This is a genomic window from Labrenzia sp. 011, assembly GCF_003075075.1.
Taxonomy (GTDB): Bacteria; Pseudomonadota; Alphaproteobacteria; order Rhizobiales; family Stappiaceae; genus Roseibium.
Genome location: NZ_QCYM01000003.1, coordinates 209,320 through 226,519 on the forward strand (window position 1 = coordinate 209,320; position 17,200 = coordinate 226,519).

At 61.3% G+C, this 17,200-nt stretch carries 13 protein-coding genes; 3 read left to right on the top strand and 10 right to left on the bottom strand.

Annotation, left to right across the window (positions count from 1 at the left end; all coding sequences use genetic code 11):
• Positions 1–14: 14 nt before the first annotated feature.
• The 6 genes from DCO57_RS05815 to DCO57_RS05840 all read right to left on the bottom strand — a co-directional run bounded on the left by DCO57_RS05815 (position 15) and on the right by DCO57_RS05840 (position 7,410).
• On the bottom strand, positions 15–1,160 hold the full coding sequence (locus tag DCO57_RS05815; RefSeq protein WP_116697920.1) for an ABC transporter permease: 1,146 nt from the start codon (positions 1,158–1,160) through the stop codon (positions 15–17).
• The gene (locus tag DCO57_RS05820; RefSeq protein WP_165814657.1) at positions 1,157–2,026 is read right to left on the bottom strand and encodes an ABC transporter permease; all 870 of its coding nucleotides are present in this window, start codon (positions 2,024–2,026) and stop codon (positions 1,157–1,159) included. The genes DCO57_RS05815 and DCO57_RS05820 overlap by 4 nt, the downstream gene beginning before the upstream one ends.
• An 87-nt stretch (positions 2,027–2,113) precedes the next feature.
• Positions 2,114–2,920, bottom strand: a complete 807-nt coding sequence (locus DCO57_RS05825) for an ABC transporter ATP-binding protein (protein ID WP_116697997.1) — start codon at positions 2,918–2,920, stop codon at positions 2,114–2,116.
• Positions 2,921–3,146: 226 nt separating this feature from the next.
• Entirely contained in the window at positions 3,147–4,604 is a 1,458-nt protein-coding gene (hydA, locus tag DCO57_RS05830; RefSeq protein WP_116697922.1) for a dihydropyrimidinase, read from the bottom strand.
• A 155-nt stretch (positions 4,605–4,759) separates the two neighbouring features.
• A complete protein-coding gene (locus tag DCO57_RS05835) occupies positions 4,760–6,016 on the bottom strand; it encodes a Zn-dependent hydrolase (RefSeq protein WP_116697923.1) in 1,257 nt (418 codons plus the stop codon).
• 47 nt (positions 6,017–6,063) lie between these two features.
• Positions 6,064–7,410, bottom strand: a complete 1,347-nt coding sequence (locus DCO57_RS05840) for an aspartate aminotransferase family protein (protein ID WP_116697924.1) — start codon at positions 7,408–7,410, stop codon at positions 6,064–6,066.
• Positions 7,411–7,890: 480 nt separating this feature from the next.
• On the opposite strand from DCO57_RS05840, the gene DCO57_RS05845 reads away from it, so the two are divergent.
• The 3 genes from DCO57_RS05845 (at position 7,891) to DCO57_RS05855 (ending at position 10,356) form a co-directional block, all read left to right on the top strand.
• Positions 7,891–8,571 carry a TetR family transcriptional regulator C-terminal domain-containing protein gene (locus DCO57_RS05845; protein WP_116697998.1) on the top strand — a complete coding sequence of 227 codons (681 nt, stop codon included), beginning with the start codon at positions 7,891–7,893 and terminating at the stop codon, positions 8,569–8,571.
• Positions 8,568–9,029, top strand: a complete 462-nt coding sequence (arfB, locus tag DCO57_RS05850) for an alternative ribosome rescue aminoacyl-tRNA hydrolase ArfB (RefSeq protein WP_116697925.1) — start codon at positions 8,568–8,570, stop codon at positions 9,027–9,029. Before DCO57_RS05845 ends, arfB begins: the two co-directional genes overlap by 4 nt.
• Positions 9,030–9,474: 445 nt before the next feature.
• The gene (locus DCO57_RS05855) at positions 9,475–10,356 is read left to right on the top strand and encodes a DMT family transporter (RefSeq protein WP_116697926.1); all 882 of its coding nucleotides are present in this window, start codon (positions 9,475–9,477) and stop codon (positions 10,354–10,356) included.
• 43 nt (positions 10,357–10,399) lie between these two features.
• Here the strand turns inward: DCO57_RS05855 and DCO57_RS05860 are convergent, their stop codons facing one another.
• The 4 genes from DCO57_RS05860 to DCO57_RS05875 form a co-directional block, all read right to left on the bottom strand.
• Positions 10,400–12,211, bottom strand: a complete 1,812-nt coding sequence (locus tag DCO57_RS05860) for an alpha/beta fold hydrolase (protein ID WP_205756088.1) — start codon at positions 12,209–12,211, stop codon at positions 10,400–10,402.
• A gap of 176 nt (positions 12,212–12,387) precedes the next feature.
• Positions 12,388–13,413: a glycosyltransferase family 4 protein gene (locus tag DCO57_RS05865; protein WP_116697999.1), complete on the bottom strand. Its 1,026-nt coding sequence runs from the start codon at positions 13,411–13,413 to the stop codon at positions 12,388–12,390.
• A gap of 99 nt (positions 13,414–13,512) precedes the next feature.
• On the bottom strand, positions 13,513–14,790 hold the full coding sequence (locus DCO57_RS05870; protein ID WP_116697928.1) for a glycoside hydrolase family 130 protein: 1,278 nt from the start codon (positions 14,788–14,790) through the stop codon (positions 13,513–13,515).
• Positions 14,790–17,078 carry a glycosyltransferase family 4 protein gene (locus DCO57_RS05875; protein ID WP_116697929.1) on the bottom strand — a complete coding sequence of 763 codons (2,289 nt, stop codon included), beginning with the start codon at positions 17,076–17,078 and terminating at the stop codon, positions 14,790–14,792. The genes DCO57_RS05870 and DCO57_RS05875 overlap by 1 nt, the downstream gene beginning before the upstream one ends.
• Positions 17,079–17,200 lie beyond the last annotated feature (122 nt).

Here is a 17,200-nt window from a genome sequence, read left to right on the forward strand (position 1 = left end):
AAGGTCGCGACGACCTATCCCCTGACCGAAGCATGCCAGAAGGTGACCTTGCGTTCGATCACCGCGACAAGCCCGTAAAACAGCGATCCGGCCACCGCCGCGACGGCAATTTCCGCCCAGACCATGTCGACATTCATGCGCCCGACTTCCGTGGATATGCGGAAGCCCATGCCGACAGTCGGTGTACCGAAGAATTCCGCCACGATGGCGCCGATCAGGGCAAGCGTGGAGTTGATCTTCAGGGCGTTGAAAATGAAGGGCATGGCCATGGGCAGGCGCAGTTTGACAAGGGTCTGCCAATAGCCGGAAGCGTAGGTGCGCATCAGGTCACGCTGCATGGAGTCCGAGGCCGACAGGCCGGCGACGGTGTTCACCAGCATCGGGAAGAAGGTCATGATGATGACGACAGCGGCCTTGGACGGCCAGTCGAATCCGAACCACATGACCATGATCGGCGCGACGCCGATGATCGGCAGGGCGGAGACGAGATTGCCGATGGGCAGCAGGCCACGGCGCAGGAAGGGGACCCGGTCAACCAGGATCGCCGTCAGAAACGCGGATCCGCAGCCGATGGCGTAGCCGGCGAGAACCGCCTTCAGGAAGGTCTGGCGGAAATCGGCCCATAGTGTCGGCACGGAGTTGATCAGGCGCAGCCAGATTTCCGAGGGGGCGGGCAGCAACACCTTGGGGATGCCCGCTCCGGTGACGATAATCTGCCACAGTACAAGCAGGGTGAGGCCGAAGAGAGCGGGAATGACCAGGTTGATCAGCCGTTCCGTCGTTTTGGAGGCGCTTTTCCAGGAGGCAAGGCGCTCCACGAAGAGCCATGCCGACGCCCAGGCAGCCACCGTCAGCGCCCAGAAACCGAGCGCGGCATCTCCGGGATGGTTCGAAACGGTGCCGATGAGCAGCCATGCTGCGACGGCCGTGACGACGCCCAGCATCAGGTCGCCGAACCGGTTGCGCATGAACCCCAGTTCATAGCGCACGGCAGCGATTGCCAGGATAACCAGACAGAGGGACAGGCGGGGAACGTCCATCACGCGGAAATCGGGCCTGAATATCGGACAGAACAGGCCGACGACCACCAGTGCGACAATGAACCATGCGAGCAAGGCAGGAATGTCTACCCGGCTGCGGGACACGGTTTGCGTGCTCATCGGGTCATCCCCATGCGTTTCAATGCCAGTTTTTCAATCACGCCGATCAACGCCACCAGGGACCCCGCCAGAACCGCCGCCATGATCAGGGCGGACCAGATCTGAAGGGTCTGGCCGTAATAGGAACCTGAGAGGAGCCGTGCGCCGAGACCCGCGATGGCTCCCGTGGGCAATTCGCCGACAATGGCTCCGACCAGGGACGCCGCCATGCCGATCTTCATCGAGGTGAAGAGGAAGGGGACCGCATACGGCAGGCGCAATTTCCAGAAGGCCTGGAGGCGTGTTGCCGAATAGGTATGCATCAGGTCCATGTCGATGATTTCAGGCGAGCGCAGGCCCTTCACCATGCCCACGGCGACCGGGAAGAAGGACAGATAGGTCGAGATCATCGCCTTGGGCAGCAGTCCGGATACGCCAACGGCGTTGAGGACCACGATGATCATCGGTGCGATCGCAAGGATCGGAATTGTCTGGGACGCGATGATCCAGGGCATCAGGGACTTTTCCAGAACGCGCGAATGGACAATGCCGATGGCAAGAAAGATCCCTAGCAATGTGCCGATGACAAATCCCAGCAAGGTCGAGGAGAGTGTAATGCCCGAATGATAGACCAGCGACCGCTTGGAGGTGATCTTCTTCTCGACCGTCGTCTGCCAGATTTCGACGGCGATCTGATGTGGCGCCGGCAGCACGGGGCGATCCTGGGAGAGGGTATCGGTCAGGAGTTCGCTGAAGGGGACATCCAGTCTGTCGGCCCGTTCGTAGGTGTCGAGCTGAAACGGCGTGTTGAGCGTGACCGCAGCAATATACCAGAGACCGAGGATGGCCAGGACGACGACAATCACCGGCCCGGCGATACCGGACATGAGGCCGGCAAAAGGGTTCGGGCCGCGGGTCGGAGCGAGAGGCATCGTGGTCATGCGACTTTAGTCCCCCGGTCAGCGTGTAGACATTCAATCCTCATAGGAATGCCCTGCCTTCAGTCCTTCGCGCACCCGATGGGCGATCCGCAGGAATTCCGGTGTCTCCCGGATGTCGAGGCTGCGCTCGCGCGGAAGGTCGCTTTCGATCACGTCGTAGATCCGGCCCGGACGCGGGCACAATACGACGATCTTGGTGGACAGGAACACGGCTTCCGGAATGGAGTGGGTGACAAAGGCGACGGTCTTGCTGGTCTTCGCCCACAGCTGAAGGAGTTGTTCGTTCAGGTGGTCGCGGACGATTTCATCGAGCGCGCCGAAGGGTTCGTCCATCAGCAGAAGATCCGGTTCGACCGCAAGAGCGCGGGCGATGGAGGCGCGCTGCTGCATGCCGCCGGACAGCTGCCAGGGATATTTCTGTTCGAATCCCGACAGATTCACCAGTTCCAGGTTCCTGGCAACGCGCTCCTGTCGTTCTGATCTGGAGAGCCTCATGATTTCCAGTGGCAGGGCGACATTGCTGGCAATGGTTCGCCAGGAATAGAGCGCGGCCGCCTGAAAGACGTAGCCATAGGCGCGATTGAGGCGTGCCTCTTCCGGGGAGACGCCGTTGACGGTGATCTTGCCGGCAGTCGGCTTTTCCAGATCGGCAATTACCCTGAGAAGTGTGGTCTTGCCGCAGCCGGACGGACCGATGAAGGAGACGAAATCTCCCTGTTCGATCTTCAGGTCGATATCGGAAAGCGCATGCACCGGACCGTCACCCGTCTCGAAGGTGAGGGACAGCTTCTCGATATCGATCACCCGGTCAGGGCTTGCGCCAGTGTGTTTTTCCACCATCTCGGTGTCCTTTGCGCCGGCAAGTGAAGTCATTCATTCCTCGCTACACGAGTCGGGGCCTTTTCGACTGTTTCAGAGATTGTGAAACATGCGCCACGGAAGCAGCGCTATCGCAATCGATCCGAAACATCGAGACCGTTCTTGTATTTCATCTGTTCCCCCTCAAAAAGGCCGGGCATCGCCTCAGGCGATCACCCGGCCGACAGGGGCCGGAAGACGGCCTTTTCTAAACGCCGCTGGCGGGAATGCCGGTACGCTCCACCTTGCGGGGGGCGGTCAGTTCCTTCCAGGTGCTGAGCGCCTTGTTGACCGCCTGGAAAGGCTTGCGGGAAACGAATTCCCCATGGCCCTGGCTGGGGTTGACCGTGCCGTCTTCCACGGCAACGCGGCCGCGGGTGAGCGTGTAGCGCGGCAGGCCTTTGACCTTCTTGCCCTCGAAGACATTGTAATCGATGGCCGATTGCTGGTTCGAGGCAGAGATGGTCTTTTCCTTTTCCGGATCCCAGACGACCAGATCCGCATCCGCCCCGACCAGAATGGCACCTTTTTTGGGATAGACATTCAGGATCTTGGCAATATTGGTCGATGTGACGGCAACGAACTCGTTCGGCGTCAGGCGGCCGGTGCCGACCCCGTAGGTCCACAGCATCGGCATGCGATCTTCCAGACCGCCGGTGCCGTTCGGGATTTTGGTGAAATCGCCGACGCCGGTGCGCTTCTGCTCGGTCGAAAAGGCGCAGTGATCGGTCGCGACGACCTGCAGCGAGCCGGACGCAAGACCGGCCCAGAGGCTGTCCTGGTGCTTCTTGTCGCGGAAGGGCGGCGACATCACCCGGCGGGCGGCATGGTCCCAGTCGGCATGCCGATACTCGCTGTCGTCCAGCGTCAGATGCTGGATCAGCGGTTCGCCATAGACGCGGATGCCGTTCTGACGCGCCCGGCGGATGGCTTCATGCGCCTGTTCCGAAGATGTATGGACGATATAGATTGGCACGCCGGCCATGTCGGCGATCATGATGGCGCGATTGGTGGCTTCGCCTTCCACTTCCGGCGGGCGGGAATAGGCATGCGCCTCCGGGCCGTTGTTGCCCTCCGCCATCAGCTTCTGCTGCAAGGTCGCGACCACATCGCCGTTTTCCGCGTGAACCAATGGCAGGGCGCCCAGTTCCGCGCAGCGTGAGAAGGAGGCGAACATCTCGTCGTCATTCACCATCAGCGCGCCCTTGTAGGCCATGAAGTGCTTGAAGGTGTTGATGCCCCGTTCCTGCACCACGGTCTGCATGTCGTTGAAGACCTGCTCGCCCCACCAGGTGATCGCCATGTGGAAGGAATAGTCGCAATGGGCCATGGAGGACTTGTTGTCCCACATCTGCAGAGCTTCCAGTAGGGACTGACCGGGGGAGGGCAGGGCAAAATCGACCACCATCGTCGTGCCGCCCGCGAGCGCAGCGCGCGTCCCGGAATCGAAGTTGTCCGACGAGAAGGTCCCCATGAAGGGCATTTCCAGATGGGTATGCGGATCAATGCCGCCCGGCATGACATAGCACCCGGTCGCGTCCAGCGTCTCGTCACCGGAAAGGTTCGGGCCGATTTCGACGATCGTGCCGTCCTCGATCTTCACATCGGCTTCGTAGGACAGGTCCGCGGTCACAACGGTGCCGCCCTTGATTACCTTGCTCGCCATTGATGTTCCCCTCGTTGTTCGTTTGTTTGCTCCGGCGCCGCACGAATTGCTCGTTCCGGAACCGTTGTGGTTCTGGTCCCGGATCAAGTCCGGGACGTCACCAGGTATTTCTCAGCAGTCCCGGCCTTGAGCCGGGACCGATCATACGTGTTTCGTCACGCCACGATCTCCGCCGTTTCGACCACCGCATGGAACAGCACGTCGGCGCCGGCCTTGGCCCAGTCCCTGGAAATTTCCTCGGCCTCGTTGTGCGACAGGCCGTCCACGCAGGGGCACATGATCATGGCGGTGGGGGCGACCTTGTTGACCCAGCAGGCATCGTGGCCGGCACCGGAAATCAGGTCCCGGTGGGAATAGCCGAGCCGTTCGGCGGCGTTGCGGACCGCGGAAACGCAGGTCTTGTCGAATTCCACCGGGTCGAAGCCGCCGACCTTTTCCAGTTCGACGTCCAGCCCCATGTCGTCGCAGATCTTCCGGGCGCCGGTCTTCAGACGGTTTTCCATGTCCTCGATCACCGCAATGTCCGGTGAGCGGAAGTCGACGGTGAACACGGCCTTGCCGGGGATGACGTTTCGCGAATTCGGATAGACATCGATATGCCCTGCGGCACCAACGGCGTGCGGGGCATGGGACCAGGCGATCTCGTCGACCAGTTCAAGAATGCGCGCCATGGCAAGGCCGGCATTCTTGCGCATGGGCATCGGCGTGGAACCGGTGTGGCTGTCCTTGCCGGTTACCGTGACCTGCGTCCACGAAAGGCCCTGGCCATGGGTGACGACGCCAATGTCCTTGCCCTCTGCCTCCAGGATCGGCCCCTGTTCGATGTGCAGTTCGAACATGGCGTGCATCTTGTCCTTGCGGGCGCCCACTTCCTCGTCGCCGACCCAGCCGATACGTTTCAGCTCGCTGCCGAATGTCTTGCCTTCGGCATCTTCGCGCTCATAGGCCCAGTCCTGGGTGTGGATACCGGCAAAAACCCCGGAGGCGAGCATGGCCGGCGCAAAGCGCGTGCCTTCCTCGTTGGTCCAGTTGGTGATCACAATCGGATGTTTGGTCCTGATACCCAGATCGTTCATCGTCCTGACGACTTCGAGGCCGCCGAGAACGCCGAGCACGCCGTCATACTTGCCGCCGGTGGGCTGGGTGTCGAGGTGCGAGCCGACATAGACGGGCAGGGCGTCGGGATCCGTTCCCGGCCGGGTCATGAACATGTTGCCCATCGTGTCGACAGCCATGGTGAGGCCTGCGTCCTCGCACCATTTCTGGAACAGCTTGCGTCCTTCGGAATCTTCATCCGTCAGCGTCTGACGGTTGTTGCCGCCGGCAACGCCCGGCCCGATTTTGGCCATTTCCATCAGGCTATCCCATAGCCGGTCGGCGTTGATCCTCAGGTTTTCGCCGGGAGCTGCCATGTGCTCGTCTCCATTCTGTCTGGTCGCGGTCGGATGTGTTGAAACTGTCAGTCGATTGCGTGAAGCACGGCGCGGAGCTTTTCGAACAGCTCGTCAATCTGCTCCTTCGAGATGATCAGCGGCGGCGAGAGGGCGATGATGTCGCCGGTCGTGCGGATCAGGAGGCCGTCGTCATAGGCCTTTAGGAACGCGGAGAACGCGCGCTTGGTCGGCGCGCCCGCGATCGGTTCCAGCTCCACCGCACCGATCAGGCCGAGATTGCGGATATCGATCACATGTGGGCAGTCCCGCAGTGCGTGCAGTCCGTCTTCCCAGTATTGCGCCAGATCCGAGGCGCGCGTGAGCAGGCCTTCCTCTTCATAGGTATCGAGTGTCGCGAGTGCTGCAGCGCAGGCCATCGGGTGGGCGGAGTAGGTATAGCCGTGGAACAGTTCGATCATGTGTTCCGGGCCGGTCATGAAGGCATTGTAGATATCGGCGGAACAGAACACGGCGCCCATGGGAATGACGCCGGAGGTCAGTCCCTTGGCGGTGGTGACGAGATCCGGGGTCACGCCGAAGAAATCCGTCGCGAAAGGGGTGCCGAGGCGGCCGAATCCGGTAATGACTTCATCGAAGATCAGCAGGATGCCGTTCTGGGTGCAGATCTCTCGCAGGCGTTCCAGATAGCCCTTCGGCGGGATGAGAACGCCGGTCGATCCCGCGACCGGTTCCACGATGACCGCTGCGATCGTGGAGGGATCATGCAGCTGAATGATGCGGATCAGGTCCTCGGCGTATTCGGCGCCGCTTTCCGGTATGCCGCGCGTGAAGGCGTTGCGCTCCGGATCGTGGGTGTGGCGCATGTGATCGACGCCGGTCAGCAGGGTGCCGAAGGTCTTGCGGTTGGAGACGATGCCGCCGACCGAAATGCCGCCGAATCCGACGCCATGGTAGCCGCGCTCTCGGCCGATCAGCCGCGTGCGCGTGCCCTGGCCGATGGCGCGCTGATAGGCGAGCGCGATTTTCAGTGCGGTGTCGACGCTTTCCGAACCGGAATTCGTGAAGAACACATGATCAAGCGGCGAGGGCGCCATGGCAGCCAGACGTGCGGCCAGCTCGAAGGCCTTCGGATGCCCCATCTGGAAGGCGGGGGCATAGTCCAGTTCGGCAATCTGCCGCTGGACCGCCTCGACCACCTTCGGGCGGGAGTGACCGGCGTTGCAGCACCACAAACCGGCCGTTCCATCGAGTACCTGACGGCCGTCCGAGGTTGTGTAGTGCATGTCCTTGGCGCCCACGAACATCCGCGGCGCCTGCTTGAACTGGCGATTGGCCGTGAACGGCATCCAGAAGGCTTCGAGATTGTTGGTTGCAGCCTGGCTCATTGCTGCCGGATATGCCGGTGCTGACATATGTCCTCCTTGCGGCCTGCGTGTGCGGCCGACTGTCGGTTTCTGCGGGAAAAGGAGGGCACAGCTCAGCTTCCGCCCTGAAAAAGGCGGAACAGCAGCTCAGGTCCTCTCCCCACGCTGTTCCCGGCGATTGTCCGCTGGCGCTTGCCGTCCGGTCGTCGCCGAATATCTCTGGATGGCCTTCAGGCCGGTCCCGGTTTTTCCGGGTTTTCTTATGATGATCGCATCGTGACCATCCTTCAAGACATCCCCATTGCGGGGGCTTTTCGGATCGTCTAGCCTTCCGATCATCTGGTCAAATTACCCTAGGTGGGATTTGACCAAATGGTCAAGATGCAAATCCGTACGACATGACTAATTTCTGGTCACTGTCCTTCATGGGTGGCGGAAACAGGCCGGAAACCGCCGGGTTCCGGACGTTTTGTCCGAGGAAACCGGCAAGGTAAGGGCGGCCATGAGGCCGGGGAAGTGGACGTATTCATGACAGGTCTCAGCAGGCAAACGCCAGCATCTTTCAAGCAGGGCGGACTGAGCAGAATACAGGAAAAGAACCGGTCGCTGATTCTCGAAGCCGCACTGGGTGAATTTTCAAGAAAGGGATTTTCCGGAGCAACGGTCGAACGCATAGCGGCCGAAGCAGGGATGTCCAAATCGAATCTGTTGTATTATTTTTCCTCCAAGGAAGCGATCTATGAGGCAACGCTGGCCCATATTCTGGAAGTCTGGCTGGCGCCTCTCAAGACACTCGATCCCCTTGGCGATCCGGCGGACGAGCTTGCAGCCTATATTCGCCAGAAGATCGAATTGTCGGCGAAATTTCCGGAAGCCTCGCGCCTGTTCGCCAATGAGGTGATGCAGGGCGCGCCGCAGATCCTGCCGGTTCTGGAAACCGACCTGAAGCGGCTTGTCATGGAAAAATGCCGGGTCATCGAGGACTGGATCGAGGCGGGAAGGATGCGTCCCGTCGATCCGGTGCATCTGATCTTCACGATCTGGGCGACGACACAGCATTATGCGGATTTTTCGGTGCAGATCAGGGCGCTGACCGGAAAGGACCTGAGCGATCCGGATTTTCAGCGGGAAACGGAAGCGTCGGTGACGGCACTGATCCTCAATGGCGCCGGTCTCAAATGGCCTGCGGAAAGCGATGCGGGCGCATGACGGATGATCCGTCCGACTTCAAGGCCTCTTCCCGCATTCCGGTGACGGGACATCTGTATATTTCAAGGGACGATCTTTCGGAAGAATTTGTCAGGGCTTCGGGGCCCGGTGGCCAGAATGTCAACAAGGTGTCCACCGCCGTTCAGCTGCGGTTCAATCTGGAAGGCAACGAAACCTTGCCGGCGGACCTCAAGTCTCGCGCGGCCAAGCTCGCCGGGAGCCGTCTGACGCTGAATGGGGAAATTCTTCTTCAGGCCGACAGATATAGGACACGCGAGCGCAACAGGGAGGACGCCCTCGAGAGGCTGCTGGACCTGCTGCGCAAGGCCTCGGAACGACCGAAGCCGCGCAAGGCCACCAGACCCACCCTGGGATCCAAGAAGCGGCGGCTGGACTCCAAGAAGCAGCGCGGGCAGATCAAGAAGATGCGTGGCCGGTCCGGACAGATGTCCGATTGAGGGCGGCGTAAAGCTTCCGAGTTCACACCCTGGACTGAAGCGACAGGCGGAAGCCCGTTCACGTGGGGACCGCGTAACCCGCTCCCTGTTTGTCTTGCCGGTCAGCTTGACGCGCCTAGCGCGCGCATAACCCTGATCCAGGCCCAGACCTTCAGAAACTTCTCTGAACCCACTGGTGTGCGAGTTGGTCCAAGCCCGCGAGTTAGCGCCGTCGATGGCCCCGCGAGCCTCATGGTCTACACCTCGGCCCATCACCTAATGTTTGCGAACAGAAAAGCGGTGGAGTTGGCTTGTAGCACGCCCGGGCTGGTGATTTGGTGCATGTACATTCTTGTTCAACCGCCTGCTCGGCCCACCCGACTGGCGGACGGTTGAACAAATTTGAAGTGTCAGCGCATTCTTCCGGCGTCTGATTTGAAAGGCGGGATGTCCCGGAAAGAGCCCCATGATTTCAGCCTCCGCAAGCGAGCGCACCCAGACGACCACCGGTATCTTGCTGATGTGTGTCGGTGTTGCCTGTCTGTGTGTCAACGACGCCATCGCCAAGACATTGACGGCGGGATATCATCCGCTGCAGATCCTTTTCGTGCGCAATGCGATCGCCTTGCCCATCGCGATCCTGATCGCGCTGAAGATGGGCGGGGCGGCGGCGCTGCAGTCCCACCGGCCGGCAGCGCATCTTCTACGCGGATGTATCTGGCTTGGCGCGGCGACACTTTTCTTTACCGGTTTGAGTCTTCTGGAACTGGCCGAGGCGACGGCGCTTATTTTCGCCGCGCCGATTTTCGTGACCGCGCTGTCCGCTCTCCTGCTGCGCGAACAGGTCGGATGGCGACGCTGGCTTGCCGTTCTGGTCGGGTTTCTCGGTGTCCTGATCGTCGTGCGGCCGGGAAGCGGAACCTTCCAGGCGGCCTCGCTGTTTCCGGTCGCGACGGCGGTCCTGTATGCCTTCCTGATGATCAGTGCACGCTGGGTTGATCCGCGCGAAAGCGTGTGGACGCTGATGGTCTATCTCGTTGGGGCAGGGGGGCTGCTCAGCGCTCTGCTGGTTCCGTTTGTCTGGGTTGATCTCAGGCTTGAGGATGCCTGGCTGTTTGTCGCGATTGCCCTGTTCGGCACCGCGGGCATCACCATGATGACACAGGCCTTCCGGTTTGCACCGGCGGCGGTGGTGGCACCGTTCGACTACAGCGCCCTTATCTGGGCGTCATTGTTCGGCTGGCTGATCTGGGACGAGATACCCGACATGGCAACCTATATCGGAGCCGCCGTCATCATATTGAGCGGCCTGTTCATCGTTCTGCGCGAGCGGCAGCTGGAAGGCTGAATGCGGCCCGGGAAACCGGCGGCAGAAGACTTGGCTTGGCTCTTCATTTCAATTTCACATAGGTGCCTGGAGCGCTGCACAGTGGCGGATAACCGAGTTCCGGATTGCCGACGCTGCGCGCCTGAACGGTTCCGGACGAATGCCGTTTCAGCCAGTCGCACCATTGCGGCCACCAGGAGCCTTCTTCGACCTTCGCCCGCTCCGACCAGTCCTGGGCGTTCGGGTGCGGGCCGCCGTGTTTGTAGAACAGCTTGCGATAGCTGCGGCGCGGATGACCGGGTTCGGAAACGATGCCCGCATTATGACCGCCGGAGGTCAGGATGAAGTCCACGTCCGTATCGAACAGATGCACCAGTTTGAATACCGATTTCCAGGGCGCGACATGGTCGGTCGTGGTGCCGACGGCAAAGACGGGAACATGGATATCCTCAAGATGAACATCCTTTCCGCGAACCTTGTAGCGTCCCTGGGATAAATCGTTGTTGAGATAGAGCTGGCGCAGGTAATCCGCATGCATGCGGTAGGGCATGCGGGTGGCATCCGCATTCCAGGCCATGAGGTCACTGGTGCCGGGGCGCTGACCGAGCATGTATTCCAGGACCATCCGTGACCAGATCAGATCCTGCGACCGCAGCATCTGGAAGGCGCCGGCCATCTGCCACTGGTCGAGATAGCCTTTCAGCCACATCACGTCCTCGATGAAGGAAAGCTGGCTCTCGTCGATGAACAGACCAAGTTCGCCAGGTTCGTCGAAATCGACCTGGGCGGCGAGCATGGTCTGGGTCTGGAGCCGGTCGTCGCCATCGCGCGCCATCGCCGCGGCGGCCATGGCCAGTAGTGTTCCGCCCAGACAATAGCCGGTGGCATGGATCTTTTTGCTTCCGGTGATCGTCTCGACCGCGTCGAGCGAATCCATGATGCCCCGTTCCAAATAGTCTTCCAGGCTGAAGTCCCGGTGACGCTCGTCCGGATTGATCCAGGAGATGCAGAACACCGTGAAGCCCTGGGAGACCAGATAACGCACGAGGGAATTTTCCGGCGACAGGTCGAGAATGTAATATTTCATGATCCAGGCGGGTACGATCAGCAGCGGTTCCGCCTGAACCTTGTCCGTGGTGGGCGCATATTGAATGAGCTCGATGAGGTCGTTGCGATAGACCACTTCACCGGGCGTGATCGCGACGTTGGTGCCGGGAGAGAAACCGGTGTCTTCCTCCCTGACCTGAGCGGCTTTCATGATATCGCTGACCATATAGCCGAAACCGCGGAGGAAATTGGCGCCACCTTCCCGGATCGTCGCCTGGATGACATCCGGATTGGTGAGCGCGAAATTGCCGGGCGAAAACATGTCCAGCATCTGCCGGGCGTAGAATTCGACCAGCCTTTCATGCTGGGCGGTGACTCCGCTTACGCCCGTGGTGGCCTCATGCCACCATTGTTCCGTCATCAGGAACGATTGCGCATAGAGATTGAAGGGGAATTTTTCCCAGGCAGGCGACTTGAAACGGTGGTCCTGTGGCGTCGGGTGAACGCAGCACTCGGTCTTGTCGCCCGTCAGGGTGCAGTCCAGGAGGTATTTGGCGAGCCGGGTCTGCTTGCGGCCCAGTTGTCGCAGGATCTGCTGCTGCTTGCCCGGAGAAATGGCCAGATGCAGCATCCAGTCCTGCCAGGCCTGCAGCAGACTGATCGGCGAAATACCCAGCGTCATGGAAGCCACAGCGGCATGATGGAAGCGGTCGGCAATCACGAAAATCCGGTCGTCAGGGTCGCCCAACTCCGCAAGCATAGCCGGAAGATGTCGTCCGGTGGTGGACGGAACGGATGTGGATGTCTTGGCAGGAACGGTGTTTGTCACGATTCACTCCGGCAGCAAACGCGAAGATTGCTTTGGCTTCGAACAGGTTGGCCGTTGGGCAGTCGGACGCTACGGCTCAGCGCCGTGTGATCCACTTCAAGGATATTATACCTGCGCCGCAGCAAACGATTGATCGGCATCAAACGAAACGCAAATTTTCCAGGGCTATGGCTGCATCAACGCGCGATAAGCCGGTTGCGGACAATTCGTTGGTAGAGCGCCGCATAGTCCCGTGCCATGCGGCGGGCGGAAAACCTGCGCTTGACCCATTCGCGCGGCACCCTGCGGTCTATCTCGTCGATCCTTTCCAGTGCCGCGACGGCTTCGTGCGGATCGTCGACGATAAAACCGGTGCGGCCATCGTCGATGACTTCGGGCATGGAGCCGCGCCGGGTGGCGATCACGGGCGTGCCGCAGGCCATCGCCTCGACCACGGACAGTCCGAAGGGTTCCTCGAAATTGATGAGGTGCAGAAGCGCTCTGGCTCTGCCCAGCGCGGCAAGACGCACCGCGCCGCCCGCCGGACCGTGCCAGACAACCGCTCTGCCATCGATCTCCGGTTCGATATGGCGTTCGAAATACTCCCGGTCCTGAACGATGCCGTAGACATGCAGCGCGCGGCCGGCCATCCGCGCAACGCTGATGGCCTCCTTCGTTCCCTTGTCGGGATGGATACGACCGAAATACAGCAGATCCTCACTGCCGACGGGATCATGGGGAAAGTCCTCGATCCGGATGCCGTGATGGATGGTGGCCGCATAGCGCAGGTCCGGATGGCGATCGGCGTCACTTATGGCCACATAATGCACCCGGTCCTCGAAAGGCTTGTACATCGGCAGGATTTTGGGGGAAGAAAATCCGTGGATCGTTGTGACGAGCGGCGTGTCCACCAGGCGGGAAAAGGCATGGGCCGGAAAGTCCGCCTGGTTATGGATGATGTCGAAGTTTTCCGCCTGTTCAAACAGATGGGCCAGATGACGGTATTCCCATACCTTGGCGTCTATGGCCGGATCCTCGGAGTAGGGCGCAGGCACGACGCCGTCGAGTCTGGCCGATGTCAGGCTGTCGAGGGTGGCGAACAGGGTGACATCAAGGCCGAGCCGGACCAGTTCCTCAGTCAGCAGATGGGTGACCAGCTCCCACGGACCATAATGGCGCGGCGGCGTGCGCCACGCGATGGGAGCGAGCATGGCAATGCGCATCGGACCTCCCTCAGCGTCTTCTGTTGCCATCGCTGCCGTCGCGGAATTGGCGGGCCGGCAGCGGTCTTTCGCCCGGAGCGACAAGATCTTTCATTGCATTCAGCCGAGCGTGGCAAGCAGGTCGTTCAGGTCCACCGTGGCGAAGGCCACGGAACTGTCGGCGATGCCGTAAGGCAAAAGCAGTCTTCCGGCATGAACCAGGCCGCCACAGGTATAGACCACATTGGGGACATAGCCCTCCCGCTCCTCGTCGGAAGGCGACAGGAGCGGCACGCGCGAACGGCCCAGAACGCGGGAGGGATCCTCCTTGTCCAGGAGCATGGCGCCGATGGCGTATTTGCGCATCGGCCCCACGCCATGGGTGAGCACGAGCCAGCCTTCATCCACTTCGATCGGCGAGCCGCAATTTCCGATCTGAACAAGTTCCCAGGGAAAGAGGGGGGCTGCGAGCTTCGCGCCTTCTTCCCAATGGAAAAGGTCGTTCGAGCGCAGCAGGAAGAGGTTTTCGTTGTCCTGGCGGGCAACCATGACATACGCACCGTCGACCCGTCTCGGGAACAGGGCCATGCCCTTGTTGCGGGCTGCCGGACCGGACAGCGGACGCAGTTCGAAGCGGCTGAAATCACGGGTGATCAGCATCTCCGAAGCGATCGTGTCGCCGCTATAGGCGGTGTAGGTGCCGTAATAGGTCATATCGCCGTCGTCTTCCCTGAATTGGACGAGGCGCAAATCCTCCAGACCATTGCGTTGGGCGGCGGTGACGGGAAACAGCACCAGTTCGCTGAGGCATTTGTCGCCTTCCCGGATCAGATCGACGCGCCCGTCATCGCAGTTGCGCGGTACGGCGGCGACGGCAAAACGACTCTGGGGATCGAGCCGCATGTCGCCCTGCGCGGTGAAGACGCCTTCGCGGAACGTGATGGAGGAGATATGCCCTTCTCCCACCGCCCTGAGGGACAGGAGGAAGCGCAGTTCGCCGTCAGCCAGACCCGTCTGGTCCGGGTGGGGCACCACGCTGGGGTTCATCAGTGCGGCGGCTTCGAAGGAATACTCGTGGCAGAAATAGGCACCGATCAGGGCGCGCTCGACATCGCGCAACGGTTCAGCGAGGTCCAGATCCCGCGCAATTCCTTCATAGCGGTCCTCGAAAAAGCGACGGACTTCGCGGTGCCGGCTCTCGAAGTCGGCGAGCACGAGCGCCAGTTCGGCCTGGATCGTACGGTTGTCCATCTCCCGAACGGTTGCCACGATCCGCCGGGCCCGTGCCTCGGAGGCGGGACTGAGCGCCCGGGGACCGGGCGCGCTCTGAAAGTGCCGGACCACGACGCGGTTGGCATTCGCATGCAACTGCAGGGGCAGGGTGTTTACCAGAGACATTAGCCCGCCCTCGTCATGCCTGTCTGTTCAGCCTGTGCGCGCACCGCAGCTTGCAGCTGGCGCAGGGAAAGGGCAGCAAGCTGGAAGGACAGGATCGATTCGGCACCCTGGTTGAGATTGACGCGATCGACCTGCAGTCCGTCATAGCAGCCCTGTGTTGCCGTCGCGAGGCGCAGACCGAGATCGTTGCGTCCCAGGTACCAGTTGAAAGCCGCCTCGGCGCGAAGCGGCCATGCAGGGTCCGGGGAAACCGCATAGGCGGCCGAACAGGCGTCGATCATGGCCCAGGCTTCGAGAGGCTGCTGGTCGAAGGGGCGGGGGCGCTTGTAGGCGATGCCGAAGCTTTCGGTCCCCACCGGCCGGAACTCGTGGTTCTCGCTCGTCTGCACATCCGCCAGCCAGGTCAGGGCGGCAAGACCGTCAGAAACCATTTCCGTGCGGGAAAGCTGGCTGCCGGCCCGGATCAGGGCTTCGGGCAGACGTGCATTGTCGTAGGAAAGATCCGGCTCGAACCAGTCCCATCCGCCACGGCGTTCCCGAATGAGCATGTCGTGCAGACGGTTGGCAAAGCTCTGCAGCAGGCGCTGTGCGGGCCTGTGCCCGGGATAGACCGTCAGATAGCTTGTCAGCCCGAGCACGGAAAAAGCCATGGCCCGGGGCGCGTCAAGCCTTTCGCTGGCCGGAATGACCTGATCGGCTAGGGTGGTTGCCCAGACCCTGACGCCGTGATCGTCCGTATCGGCGGCAACGCGTCCCAGCGACCACAGCGCCCGGCCGTGGCTGTCCTGCGAGCCTTCCTTTTCCAGCCAGCTGCGCTGGTAGTCCATGAAGTTCCGGAATACGGAGCGTTTTTCGTCCCAAGCGTATTCGACGAAGGCGGCACAGGTGTCGATGATCCTGGCGGCGCATTCGGCCTCGATGTCCTCCGACTTCAGACCGACGGCCAGCATCAGGGCCCGTGCATTGTCGTCCAGACAGTAGCCATGGCGCCGGTCGGCAATGGACGAGCGGCTGTGCTGGAGCATGCCGCAGCCATCGGTCATGCGGTCGACAGCCGCCAGTGTCGATGAGGGGGGCGCCAGTTTGCCCTGCGGAAATGCGTGCACTGTGCCCGATGGGCTGGCGTCCGCCCTGGCTTGTGCGAACAGGTCGAAATAGGATTTTGCGACGACCGGCCAGATCATTGCCCGGCCGGCGTCATAGGCCCGGCTGCGCAGCCGGTCGCGGCGCGCGTGATTGTCCAGAAGGGCGGCGATCGTTTCCGCCAGCGCCGCCGGATCCGCGAAGGGAACCAGCGCCCCCGTATCGTTCGCCAGCAGTTCCTGGGCATGCCAGTAAGGGGTCGAGACGACGGCTTTTCCCAGTCCGACCGCATAGGACAGTGTGCCGGAGGTGATCTGCGCTTCATTCAGATAGGGTGTCACATAGATGTCGGCTGCCGAAAGCCAGGCCTGCAGCGTCAGCGTATCGACATATTCGTTGATGAAGCGCACGTGGTCCGTGACACCCAGAGCGCGGGCCTTGTCCTGCAGGCTCTGCCGGTAGGCTTCCCCCTCCCGGGCGATCAGATGCGGATGGGTTGCGCCGAGAACCACATAGACCAGATCGGGATGGGCCTTCACCAGTGCGGGCAGGGCGGCGATCATGTTCTCGATGCCCTTGTTCGGTGACAGGAGCCCGAACGTCAACGCGACCTTGCTGCCGTCCAGGCCAAAGTGATGTTTCTGGAAGGCCGGATCGAGGAAAGGCAGATCCGGAATGCCATGCGGGATGACGGCGATCTTGTCTGTCGGAATTTTCCAGGTATCGGTAAGGATCGCACGGGCCATGTCCGTCATGACGACAAGTCGACTTGAATGGCGGGCCAGGGCATTCATGACCCGGCGTTCGGCCGGGGTCGGGTCGGTCAGAACCGTGTGCAGCGTCGTTACGATGGGCGCCCGCAGGCGTTCGACGAGCTTGAGGAGCAGTTCACCCGAGGCACCGCCGTAAATGCCGAATTCGTGCTGAATCGACACGACATCCGGATTCAGGGCATCGATGTGTCCGGCGGCGGCGACATAGGCATCCGGGTCGTTCTGGGCAATTTCATAGCCCACGTCCCCGGGATAGGCATACGACTGGCCCGGATCGGTCATCGCCACCACGCTGAGATGCGCAGAGGGTTTTGCGGATTTCAAAGCTGCATGAAGGTCGGCGGTGAAGGTCGCGATGCCGCACTGGCGCGGAGGAAAATTCCCGATGAGGGCGACATGGTTCACGGAAGGGGGAAGGGACTGGTTGCTCATTGCCGCCCCCTCCGGCCTGACCTGCCGTCAAACGGCTGCGGCCATGCATCTTCAGGCGGGAGGAAAGATGAATGAAGTCGAGAAGAAGTCCTTGTTCTGCAGGTCGTGTTCAGCATCGGCCC

Excerpts from the sequence above, each read along its gene's own strand:
- DCO57_RS05815 (WP_116697920.1), bottom strand. The coding sequence starts at position 1,160 with ATGAGCACGCAAACCGTGTCCCGCAGCCGGGTAGACATTCCTGCCTTG.
- DCO57_RS05820 (WP_165814657.1), bottom strand. The coding sequence starts at position 2,026 with ATGTCCGGTATCGCCGGGCCGGTGATTGTCGTCGTCCTGGCCATCCTC.
- DCO57_RS05825 (WP_116697997.1), bottom strand. The coding sequence starts at position 2,920 with ATGGTGGAAAAACACACTGGCGCAAGCCCTGACCGGGTGATCGATATC.
- hydA (WP_116697922.1), bottom strand. The coding sequence starts at position 4,604 with ATGGCGAGCAAGGTAATCAAGGGCGGCACCGTTGTGACCGCGGACCTG.
- DCO57_RS05835 (WP_116697923.1), bottom strand. The coding sequence starts at position 6,016 with ATGGCAGCTCCCGGCGAAAACCTGAGGATCAACGCCGACCGGCTATGG.
- DCO57_RS05840 (WP_116697924.1), bottom strand. The coding sequence starts at position 7,410 with ATGTCAGCACCGGCATATCCGGCAGCAATGAGCCAGGCTGCAACCAAC.
- DCO57_RS05845 (WP_116697998.1), top strand. The coding sequence starts at position 7,891 with ATGACAGGTCTCAGCAGGCAAACGCCAGCATCTTTCAAGCAGGGCGGA.
- arfB (WP_116697925.1), top strand. The coding sequence starts at position 8,568 with ATGACGGATGATCCGTCCGACTTCAAGGCCTCTTCCCGCATTCCGGTG.
- DCO57_RS05855 (WP_116697926.1), top strand. The coding sequence starts at position 9,475 with ATGATTTCAGCCTCCGCAAGCGAGCGCACCCAGACGACCACCGGTATC.
- DCO57_RS05865 (WP_116697999.1), bottom strand. The coding sequence starts at position 13,413 with ATGCGCATTGCCATGCTCGCTCCCATCGCGTGGCGCACGCCGCCGCGC.
- DCO57_RS05870 (WP_116697928.1), bottom strand. The coding sequence starts at position 14,790 with ATGTCTCTGGTAAACACCCTGCCCCTGCAGTTGCATGCGAATGCCAAC.
- DCO57_RS05875 (WP_116697929.1), bottom strand. The coding sequence starts at position 17,078 with ATGAGCAACCAGTCCCTTCCCCCTTCCGTGAACCATGTCGCCCTCATC.